Annotated in this window: 7 protein-coding genes; all 7 read left to right on the top strand. The window is 67.2% G+C overall.

The genetic code is table 11. From position 1 onward, the window contains the following. Window positions 1-59 precede the first annotated feature (59 nt). The 7 genes from rpoC (at window position 60) to recQ (ending at window position 10752) form a co-directional block, all read left to right on the top strand. On the top strand, window positions 60-4304 hold the full coding sequence (gene rpoC / locus ACWTPI_RS18430; RefSeq protein WP_020206071.1) for a DNA-directed RNA polymerase subunit beta': 4245 nt from the start codon (window positions 60-62) through the stop codon (window positions 4302-4304). Window positions 4305-4746: 442 nt separating this feature from the next. Further along, window positions 4747-6087, top strand: a complete 1341-nt coding sequence (locus tag ACWTPI_RS18425) for a short-chain fatty acid transporter (protein ID WP_020206072.1) — start codon at window positions 4747-4749, stop codon at window positions 6085-6087. Window positions 6088-6149: 62 nt separating this feature from the next. Beyond that, the gene (locus tag ACWTPI_RS18420; protein ID WP_020206073.1) at window positions 6150-6446 is read left to right on the top strand and encodes a YciI family protein; all 297 of its coding nucleotides are present in this window, start codon (window positions 6150-6152) and stop codon (window positions 6444-6446) included. Between the two features lie 98 nt (window positions 6447-6544). Beyond that, on the top strand, window positions 6545-7591 hold the full coding sequence (locus tag ACWTPI_RS18415) for a cyclase family protein (RefSeq protein WP_059416027.1): 1047 nt from the start codon (window positions 6545-6547) through the stop codon (window positions 7589-7591). Window positions 7592-7643: 52 nt separating this feature from the next. Beyond that, the gene (gene catC / locus ACWTPI_RS18410; RefSeq protein ID WP_020206075.1) at window positions 7644-7928 is read left to right on the top strand and encodes a muconolactone Delta-isomerase; all 285 of its coding nucleotides are present in this window, start codon (window positions 7644-7646) and stop codon (window positions 7926-7928) included. 42 nt (window positions 7929-7970) lie between these two features. Next, window positions 7971-8753, top strand: coding sequence for a 3-oxoadipate enol-lactonase (pcaD, locus tag ACWTPI_RS18405; protein ID WP_059416025.1), 783 nt, complete (start codon window positions 7971-7973; stop codon window positions 8751-8753). Between the two features lie 142 nt (window positions 8754-8895). After that, window positions 8896-10752: a DNA helicase RecQ gene (gene recQ / locus ACWTPI_RS18400; RefSeq protein ID WP_454732300.1), complete on the top strand. Its 1857-nt coding sequence runs from the start codon at window positions 8896-8898 to the stop codon at window positions 10750-10752. Window positions 10753-10818 lie beyond the last annotated feature (66 nt).

The raw sequence follows: 10818 nt of genomic DNA, 5'->3' as shown, positions 1-10818 counted from the left end.
CAGGATGAATGCCGTGGCCCCGAAGGGATTTCGGGGTTGCGGCGAAACAAGGAGTTGCAATGAAAGCATTGCTCGATCTCTTTAAGCAGGTTCAGCAGGAAGAGCAGTTCGACGCGATCAAGATCGGCCTGGCCTCGCCGGAGAAGATCCGTTCGTGGTCGTACGGTGAAGTCAAGAAGCCGGAAACGATCAACTACCGCACGTTCAAGCCCGAGCGCGATGGCCTGTTCTGCGCCAAGATCTTTGGCCCGATCAAGGACTACGAGTGCCTGTGCGGCAAGTACAAGCGCCTCAAGCACCGCGGCGTGATCTGCGAGAAGTGCGGCGTCGAAGTGACGCTGGCCAAGGTGCGCCGCGAGCGCATGGGCCACATCGAACTGGCCGCGCCGACCGCGCACATCTGGTTCCTGAAGTCGCTGCCGTCGCGTCTGGGCATGGTGCTCGACATGACGCTGCGCGACATCGAGCGCGTGCTGTACTTCGAGGCATTCGTGGTGCTCGAGCCCGGCATGACCCCGCTCAAGAAGAGCCAGATCATGTCCGAGGACGACTACCTGGCCAAGTGCGACGAGTACGGCGAGGGCGAGTTCGTCGCCATGATGGGTGCCGAAGGCATCCGTGAGCTGCTGCGCGGCATCGACATCGAGAAGCAGATCGAACAGATCCGCGCCGAGCTGCAGGCCACCGGCTCCGAAGCCAAGATCAAGAAGTTCGCCAAGCGCCTGAAGGTGCTCGAGGCGTTCCAGCGCTCGGGCATCAAGCCCGAGTGGATGATCCTGGAAGTGCTGCCGGTGCTGCCGCCCGAGCTGCGTCCGCTGGTGCCGCTGGACGGCGGCCGCTTCGCGACCTCGGACCTGAACGACCTGTACCGCCGCGTCATCAACCGCAACAACCGCCTCAAGCGCCTGCTGGAGCTGAAGGCGCCTGAAATCATCGTGCGCAACGAAAAGCGCATGCTGCAGGAAGCGGTCGACTCGCTGCTGGACAACGGCCGTCGCGGCAAGGCGATGACCGGCGCCAACAAGCGTCCGCTGAAGTCCCTGGCCGAAATGATCAAGGGCAAGGGCGGCCGTTTCCGTCAGAACCTGCTGGGCAAGCGCGTCGACTACTCGGGCCGTTCGGTCATTGTGGTGGGCCCGACACTCAAGCTGCACCAGTGCGGCCTGCCCAAGCTGATGGCGCTCGAGCTGTTCAAGCCCTTCATCTTCCACAAGCTGGAAACGATGGGCATCGCCACCACCATCAAGGCGGCGAAGAAAGAAGTGGAAAGCCAGACCGCGGTGGTGTGGGACATCCTCGAAGAGGTGATCCGCGAGCATCCGGTCATGCTCAACCGCGCGCCGACGCTGCACCGCCTGGGCATCCAGGCGTTCGAGCCGGTGCTGATCGAAGGCAAGGCCATCCAGCTGCACCCGCTCGTCTGCGCGGCGTTCAACGCCGACTTCGACGGCGACCAGATGGCCGTGCACGTCCCGCTGTCGCTGGAAGCGCAGATGGAAGCCCGCACGCTGATGCTGGCCTCCAACAACGTGCTGTTCCCGGCCAACGGCGACCCCTCGATCGTGCCGTCGCAGGACGTGGTGCTGGGTCTGTACTACACGACCCGCGACAAGATCAACGGCCGCGGCGAAGGCCTGACCTTCGCCGACATCAGCGAAGTGATCCGCGCCTACGAGAACAAGGAAGTCGAGCTGGCTTCCCGCGTGAACGTGCGCATCACCGAGTATGAGCTGGTGGACAAGGACGCCGTGGGCGACGCCCGCTTCGCGCCCAAGATCACGCTGCAGGCCACCACGGTCGGCCGCGCGATCCTGTCCGAGATCCTGCCGAAGGGCCTGCCGTTCTCGGTGCTGAACAAGCCGCTGAAGAAGAAGGAAATCTCGCGCCTGATCAACACCGCGTTCCGCAAGTGCGGCCTGCGCGAGACCGTGATCTTCGCCGACAAGCTGCTGCAGTCGGGCTTCCGCTTGGCCACGCGCGCCGGCATCTCGATCGCCATCGACGACATGCTGGTGCCGCCGCAGAAGGAAAAGATCATTGGCGACGCGGCCGCGAAGGTCAAGGAATACGACAAGCAGTACATGTCGGGCCTGGTGACCGACCAGGAACGCTACAACAACGTCGTGGACATCTGGGGCGCCGCCGGCGACCAGGTGGGCAAGGCGATGATGGAGCAGCTCCAGCACGAAGACGTGGTCGACCGCAACGGCAACACCGTCAAGCAGGAATCGTTCAACTCGATCTACATGATGGCCGACTCGGGCGCGCGCGGTTCCGCCGCGCAGATCCGTCAGCTGGCCGGCATGCGGGGCCTGATGGCCAAGCCTGACGGCTCGATCATCGAGACGCCGATCACGGCGAACTTCCGTGAAGGCCTGAACGTTCTGCAGTACTTCATCTCCACCCACGGCGCCCGTAAGGGCCTGGCCGACACGGCACTGAAGACCGCCAACTCGGGTTACCTGACCCGCCGTCTGGTCGACGTGACGCAGGATCTGGTGGTGGTGGAAGACGATTGCGGCACCACCAACGGCGTGGCCATGAAGGCCCTGGTCGAAGGCGGTGAAGTGATCGAAGCCCTGCGCGACCGTATCCTCGGCCGCGTGACGGTGACCGACGTGGTGAACCCGGAAACCCAGGAAACCGCGATCGAAGCCGGCACCCTGCTGGACGAAGACCTGGTCGACCTGATCGACGCCCTCGGCGTGGACGAAGTCAAGGTGCGCACCCCGCTGTCGTGCGACACGCGCTACGGCCTGTGCGGCAAGTGCTATGGCCGCGACCTCGGCCGCGGCGTGCTGGTGAACTCCGGCGAAGCGGTCGGCGTGATCGCCGCCCAGTCGATCGGCGAGCCGGGCACGCAGCTGACCATGCGTACCTTCCACATCGGCGGCGCGGCATCGCGCGCGGCAGTGGCATCGAGCGTGGAAGCGAAGGCAACCGGTACCGTGCGTTTCACGGCGACCATGCGCTACGTCACCAATGCGAAGGGCGAGCTGATCGTCATCTCGCGTTCGGGCGAAGCGCTGATCACCGACGACCACGGCCGCGAGCGCGAGCGCCACAAGATCCCGTACGGCGCGACGCTGCTGGTGCAGGATGGCCAGGCCATCAAGGCCGGCACGCAGCTCGCAACGTGGGACGCGCTGACGCGCCCGATCGTGTCGGAGTACACCGGCACGACCAAGTTCGAGAACGTCGAAGAAGGCGTGACCGTCGCCAAGCAGATGGACGAAGTCACCGGCCTGTCGACCCTCGTGGTGATCGACGCCAAGCGCCGCACGGCCGCCACCAAGGGCCTGCGCCCGCAGGTGAAGCTGCTCGACGCGAATGGCCAGGAAGTCAAGATTCCGGGCACGGACCACTCCGTGACCATCGGCTTCCAGGTCGGCGCGCTGATCACCGTGAAGGACGGCCAGCAGGTGCACGTGGGTGAAGTGCTCGCGCGTATCCCGACCGAATCGCAGAAGACCCGCGACATTACCGGGGGTCTGCCGCGCGTGGCCGAGCTGTTCGAAGCCCGTTCGCCGAAGGACGCCGCCGTGCTGGCGGAAGTCACCGGCACGACTTCGTTCGGCAAGGACACCAAGGGCAAGCAACGCCTGGTGATCACGGATCTGGACGGCAACGCCCACGAGTTCCTGATCGCCAAGGAAAAGCAGGTCCTGGTCCACGACGGTCAGGTGGTGAACAAGGGCGAAATGATCGTGGAAGGTCCGGCGGACCCGCACGACATCCTGCGCCTGAAGGGCATCGAGGAACTGGCGCACTACATCGTCGACGAAGTGCAGGACGTGTACCGTCTGCAGGGCGTGAAGATCAACGACAAGCACATCGAAGTGATCGTGCGCCAGATGCTGCGCCGCGTGCAGATCTCGGATGTGGGCGACACCAAGTTCATCCCGGGTGAACAGGTGGAGCGCTCGGAACTGCTCGACGAGAACGACCGCGTGATCGCCGAAGGCAAGCGTCCGGCCACGTACGAGAACCTGCTGCTCGGTATCACCAAGGCGTCGCTGTCGACCGACAGCTTCATCTCGGCGGCATCGTTCCAGGAAACCACGCGCGTGCTGACCGAAGCCGCGATCATGGGCAAGACCGACGACCTGCGCGGTCTGAAGGAAAACGTGATCGTCGGCCGTCTGATCCCGGCCGGTACCGGCCTGGCCTACCACCGCGCCCGCAAGGCGCGCGAGGCGGCCGAGCGCGAACGCGCCCAGGCGATCTCCGACGAAGAGCAGTCGCTCTTCATCGAGCCGCCGGTGGTGCCGGCGACGACGGAAGGCGAGGGCGACGCGGTCTGATCGCATTGACCGTGTTTTCCTGACGCCTGCCCAAGTCAGCGCGAAAGGCAATAGCAGCAGAAGTGGAAAAGCCCGGCTTTCGAGCCGGGCTTTTTTTCGTCCGGCGCTTGCGCAGCGCCTGCCGCTGGCCTTGCCCGGTCTTTCGGTTGCCTTTCATGGCGCTTTCGCCGGGCTTTCAGCCGCGCGGCGCGGGCAGCGCGCCGTTTTTTCGCGAATTCGGCCGGATGCCGCGGGATGCCGAGGGATACGGTCAGAAGCCGTCGACTTGAACGTACTTATGGAAAATGCCGCTGAATTATTGCTGAATAAGAAATGAAATAGCGTGCTCATTGACTTGACCCCCCGCATCGTTGCTCCTAGCATCCACGCAAATCGCCGATTTGTTCGAGAGAAGAACGCAAGTTCTACAGGCGACAAAAATCATCATTTGTGGGGACACGCAGTGAGCAAGATCGCAGGTTTCTTTACCGAACTGATGCGCCGGTATTTGCCGGATCCTTTCGTTTTCGCCATCGCGCTGACGTTGCTGACGATGGTCATGGCGATCCTGCTGGAGGGCCAGCCCGCCCCGGCGGTGATCCTGAGCTGGGGCAAGGGCTTCTGGAACCTGCTGGCGTTCACCACGCAGATGGCGGTGATCCTGGCGATGGGCTACGTGCTCGCCGCCGCGCCGCTGACCGACCGCCTGCTCGACCGCATCGTCGGCGCCGTGCACACGCCGCGCGGCGCGGTGATCGTCGCCACGCTGGTGGGCGCCATCGGCAGCTACCTGAACTGGGGCTTCGGTCTGGTGATCGGCGGCATCATCGCCAAGAAGCTCGCCACCAAGGTGCGCGGCGTGCATTACCCGCTCATCATCGCCGCCGCGTACAGCGGCTTCACCATGTACGGGCTGGGCCTGTCGGCCAGCATCCCGGTGCTGATCTCCACCCCGGGCCACCCGCTCGAGAAGTCGATGGGCGTGGTGCCGCTGTCCGAGACCATCTTCTCGCTGCCGATGCTGCTGACCAGCCTGGTGGTCCTCGTGACCCTGCCGCTGCTCAATGCCTGGCTGCACCCGCGCAACCCGGCCGACGTGGTCGAGATCAAGCCCGAGGCCAGCGCTGCCGACACCGCGCAGGGTTCCGGCCACAGCCTCGGCGGCGACGGCACCGTGGCCGCCCGGCTGAACCACAGCCGCCTGCTGAGCCTGGCCATCGGCCTGTGCGGCGTGGGCTACGCCGTGCTGTACTTCCGCGCGGGCGGCTCGCTCGACCTGAACCTGATCAACTTCATGATCCTGTTCCTGGGCGTGCTGCTGCTGGGCACGCCGGTCAACTACGTGGCCAAGCTCAACGAAGGCATCAAGACCATCTCGGGCATCATCCTGCAGTATCCGTTCTACGCTGGCATCATGGCGATCATGGCCGGCTCGGGCCTGGTCGACAGCATCTCGCGCGTGTTCGTGGACATCGCCACGCCGCAGACGCTGCCGTTCTGGGGCCTGATCAGCTCCTTCGTCATCAACTTCTTCGCGCCGTCGGGCGGCGGCCACTGGGTGATCCAGGGCCCGTTCATGATCGATGCGGCCAAGGCCATCGGCAGCTCGATCAGCCAGACCTCGATGTCGGTGATGCTGGGCAACGCCTGGAACGACCTGGTGCAGCCGTTCTGGATCCTGCCCGCGCTGGCGCTGTCCAAGCTCAGCTTGAAGGACGTGATGGGCTACACCGTGATCATGATGTTCTGGGTCGGCCTGGTGTATATCGGCGCGCTGCTGCTGTGGGGCGCGCAGATCGGCTGAAGCCGGCCCGCCTCGCACTGCCAGCCAACCCGTCCAAACCGAATCGCGCAGAGGAGACCACCATGCCGTTCCTGATCGAAACCTGGGACAAGCCCGCGCACCAGCCGGTGCGCCAGGCCAGCCGGGCCGCCCATCTCGCCTACCTCGAGGCCAACAAGGCGCTGCTGCTGGCCTGCGGCGCCAAGCTCAACGATGACGGCAGCGATGCCGGCGGCGGCTTCTACATCGTCGACCTGGACACGCGCGAAGCCACGCAGGCCTTTATCGACGCCGATCCGTTCGCCCTGGCCGGCCTGTTCGGCGAAGTGCGCATCACGCGCTGGCGCAAGGCCTACCTCGGCGGCGCATGCTACCTGTGAGCCTGTCCCGCACCTGAGCGGCCACCGCGCCGCCCGCCTGCCGGCCCGCGGCGCCCTGCCCGCGCTGGCGCCCGCCGGCGCAACGACCCGAGACCAACATGCGATGGAAGAACCGGCCGGATGGCTCCAACTGGGGCGAGTTCGGCCCTGACGACCAGCTCGGTCGCCTCAACCTGATCACGCCGGACAAGGTGCGCGACGCCGCGCGCGAGATCCGCACCGGCAACACCTTCTGCCTCTCGCTGCCGCTCGACCTGCCGGGCGGCAACGCGCTCAACGTGCGGCGCCATCCGCCGCAGCTGCGTCCGACCTTCCGCGACGGCATCGCCTACGTCAATTTCCCGCTGGCCAAGGTCGACGCCAACGCGCTCGACGTGCTCAGCGACGACCAGGTCCTGCTGTCGCTGCAGTACTCGACGCAGTGGGATTCGCTGGCCCACGTCGGCGCGCTGTTCGATGCCGACGGCGACGGCGTGGCCGAGCGCGTCTACTACAACGGCTTCCGCCCCAACCAGGACATCGTCGGCCCGGTCGACTACGCCGAGGCCGACGGGTTTGCCGCCCATCCGTGCGGCCACGACCACAGCCACGCCGCGGCGCTGGGCATCGAGCATTTCGCCGCGCACGGCATCCAGGGCCGCGGCGTGCTGCTGGACGTCGCCGAATACCACGGCCGCGGGTTCGCCACGCTCGGCTACGACGACCTGATGCGCGTGATCGAGGCCGACCGCGTGGAGATCGGGGAGGGCGACATCCTGGTGCTGCGCACGGGTTTTGCCGAGATGGTGCTGGAGATGAACGGCACGCCCGACGCCGAGCGCCTGCACCATAGCTGCGCCGCGCTCGACGGCCGCGACGAGCGCCTGCTGCAATGGATCACCGACAGCGGCATCGCCGCGCTGGCGGCCGACAACTACGCGGTCGAGCGCTTTCCCGCGCGCCCGGCCAGCGGCGCCGCGCCGGCCCTGCCGCTGCATCACCACTGCCTGTTCAAGCTCGGCCTGCCGCTGGGCGAGCTGTGGTACCTGCGCGAGCTGGCCGGCTGGCTGCGCGCCAACGGCCGCACGCGCTTCTTCCTCAGCGCGCCGCCGCTGCGGCTGCCCGGCGCGCTCGGCTCGCCGCTGACGCCGGTCGCCACGGTGTGACCTTTCATTCAACGCACGAAATACGACGTACCGCCAAGCCCAGGAGATATTCATGTTGTTCATGGCAGAAATGACCGTCCGCATCCCGCATTCGCTCGATACGCAGTTCGTCGAGAAGCTCAAGGCCGATGAAAAGGCGCTGTCGCAGAAGCTGCAGCGCGAAGGCAAGTGGCGCCACCTGTGGCGCGTGGCCGGCCAGTACGCCAATGTCAGCATCTTCGACGTCAAGGACAACGACGAGCTGCACACGCTGCTGACCTCGCTGCCGCTCTATCCGTACATGGACATCACCGTGACCGCGCTGGCGCAGCACGGCTCGGCCATCGCGCAGAACTGAGCCGCGCCGCCAACCCACCGATCCACCGGAGTCCCGCACACCATGCCTTACGCAGACCTACCCGACGTCCGCCTGCACTATCGCCTCGACGGCGACGCCAGCCTGCCGGTGCTCGTGCTGTCCAACTCGCTCGGCACCAATCTCGACATGTGGCAGCCGCAGGTGGCCGCGTTCTCGCAGCGCTTCCGGCTGCTGCGCTACGACACGCGCGGCCACGGCGCGTCCTCGGTCACGCCGGGCCCGTACACCATCGCGCAGCTGGGCCAGGACGTGATCGGCCTGCTCGACCACCTGCAGATCGCGCGCGCGCATTTCTGCGGCCTGTCGATGGGCGGCATCACCGGCATGTGGCTCGCCGTGCATCATCCGCAGCGCATCGACCGCCTGGTGCTGAGCAATACCGCGGCCTACATCGGCCCGCCCGAGAACTGGACCAACCGCGCCGCGGCGGTCGAGCGCGACGGCGTGGCGTCGATCGCCGCGGCCGTGGTCGAGCGCTGGCTCACGCCCGGGTTTGCCGCGCAGCAGCCGGCGCTGGTGGCATCGCTGCTGGCCATGCTGGGCGCCACCGACGCGGCCGGTTATGCGGCCAACTGCCGCGCGGTGCGCGACTCGGACCTGCGCGAGGCCGTGGCGGCCATCACGCGTCCGACGCTGGTGATCGCCGGCGCCAACGACCTGCCCACGCCGCCGCGCGACGGCGCTTTCCTGGCGCAGGCCATTCCCGGCGCGCGCTACGTGGAGCTGGCGCCGGCCGCGCATCTCTCGAACCTGGAGCAGGCCGAGCCGTTCGCCCGGGCGGTGCTGGACTTCCTGCAGGGCTGAAGCGGGCGCCGCGGCGCCGGCGGGATGGCCGGCGCCGCGCGGGCGCGCAACGGTTGGAAACGTCCGTGCCGGGCCCTTAGTGGTATGGTTACGCCTTTCCGGCTTGCCGGGGCTTTTCCGGCTTCACCGCTATCGTTTCCCTATGTCGCGCGCGCTGGCGATTCTCAAGGATGTTTTCGGGTACCACGCCTTCCGCGGCCGCCAGGCCGAGATCATCGACCATGTGGCCGACGGCGGCGATTGCCTGGTACTGATGCCCACCGGCGGCGGCAAGTCGCTGTGCTACCAGATTCCGGCGCTGCTGCGCCAGCGCGCGGGGCAGGGCACCGGCATCGTGGTGTCGCCGCTGATCGCGCTGATGCAGGACCAGGTGGCGGCCCTGACCGAGGCCGGCGTGCACGCCGCCGTGCTGAACTCGACGCTCAGCGGCGCCGAGGCCGCGGCGGTCGAGCGCGACCTGCTCGCCGGCCGGCTCGAGATTCTCTACGTGGCGCCCGAGCGGCTGATGACGCCGCGCTTCCAGGACCTGCTCGAGCGTACCCGCATCGGCGTGTTCGCCATCGACGAGGCGCACTGCGTGTCGCAGTGGGGGCACGATTTCCGCCCGGAATACATCCAGCTGTCGGTGCTGCACGAGCGCTTCCCCTACGTGCCGCGCATCGCGCTCACCGCCACCGCGGACTCGGTCACGCGCGAGGAGATCGTCGAGCGCCTGTCGCTGCATGACGCGCGCGTCTTCGTCTCCAGCTTCGACCGCCCCAACATCCGCTACCGCATCGTCGAGAAGGACAATGCGCGCCAGCAGCTGCTGTCCTTCATCAAGGCCGAGCACCTCGCCGCGGACGGCACCCACGACAGCGGCATCGTCTACTGCCTGTCGCGCAAGAAGGTGGAGGAAACCGCGAGCTGGCTCAACAGCCAGGGACTCAACGCGCTGGCCTACCACGCCGGCATGGACGCCGGCGTGCGCCAGCACCACCAGGCGCGGTTCCGCGAGGAAGAGGGCGTCATCATGGTGGCCACCATCGCCTTCGGCATGGGCATCGACAAGCCCGACGTGCGCTTCGTCGCCCACATGGACCTGCCCAAGAGCATGGAAGGCTATTACCAGGAAACCGGCCGCGCCGGCCGCGACGGCCTGCCCGCCAACGCCTGGATGGCCTACGGCCTGGGCGACGTGGTGCAGCAGAAGCGCATGATCGACGAGTCGGAGGCGGACGAGGTCCACAAGCGCGTGTCGTCCGCCAAGCTCGACGCGCTGCTCGGGCTGTGCGAGACCGCCGGCTGCCGCCGCGTGCGCATCCTGGCCTACTTCGACGAAGCCAGCGAGCCGTGCGGCAACTGCGACACCTGCCTGGAGCCGCCCGCCACCTGGGACGGCACGCGCGAGGCGCAGATGGCGCTGTCCTGCGTCTACCGCACCGCGCAGGCCAGCCGCGTGCACTTCGGCGCCACGCACCTGGTCGACGTGCTGCGCGGCAACGCCTCGGAGAAAGTGCGCCAGTGGGGGCACGACAAGGTTTCCACGTTCGGCATCGGCGCCGAGCGCTCGGTGTCCGAGTGGCACGCGGTGTTCCGCCAGCTGATCGCGCACGGCCTGCTGGTGATCGACCACGGCGGCCACGGCTCGCTGCTGCTGGGCGAGTCCGCGCGCGCGGTGCTCAAGGGCGAGATGCCGATCACGCTGCGGCGGCAGGCCAGCAAGCCCGGGCGCAGCGGCGAGCGCGCCGCGCGCGGCGGCAGCGGCACGCGCACCGACCACACCGCCGGCATGGACGCCGACGCGCTGGCCAACTGGGAAGCGCTGCGCAAGTGGCGCACCGACACCGCGCGCGAGCATGGCGTGCCGGCCTACGTGATCTTCCACGACGCCACGCTGGCCGAGCTGGCGCGCAGCGCGCCGGACTCGCTGGCGGCGCTGGCCGAGGTGCCCGGCATCGGCGCGGCCAAGCTCGAGCGCTACGGCGACGCGATCCTCGAGACGCTCGGCGCGGTGTAGCGGCCGGCCGGCAACGGCGCATGTCGACGGCATGGTCGGCATAGGGGAACGTATACGTATACCCGC

The sequence above is a fragment of the Cupriavidus ulmosensis genome (genome assembly GCF_977008105.1).
Note: the sequence above shows the minus strand (reverse complement) of the source record. Positions and strands in the feature narration are given on the sequence as shown.

Bases quoted from the DNA above. Each gene is read 5' to 3' on its own strand.
- rpoC (WP_020206071.1), top strand. From the start codon at position 60: ATGAAAGCATTGCTCGATCTCTTTAAGCAGGTTCAGCAGGAAGAGCAG.
- recQ (WP_454732300.1), top strand. From the start codon at position 8,896: ATGTCGCGCGCGCTGGCGATTCTCAAGGATGTTTTCGGGTACCACGCC.
- ACWTPI_RS18415 (WP_059416027.1), top strand. From the start codon at position 6,545: ATGCGATGGAAGAACCGGCCGGATGGCTCCAACTGGGGCGAGTTCGGC.
- catC (WP_020206075.1), top strand. From the start codon at position 7,644: ATGTTGTTCATGGCAGAAATGACCGTCCGCATCCCGCATTCGCTCGAT.
- ACWTPI_RS18420 (WP_020206073.1), top strand. From the start codon at position 6,150: ATGCCGTTCCTGATCGAAACCTGGGACAAGCCCGCGCACCAGCCGGTG.
- pcaD (WP_059416025.1), top strand. From the start codon at position 7,971: ATGCCTTACGCAGACCTACCCGACGTCCGCCTGCACTATCGCCTCGAC.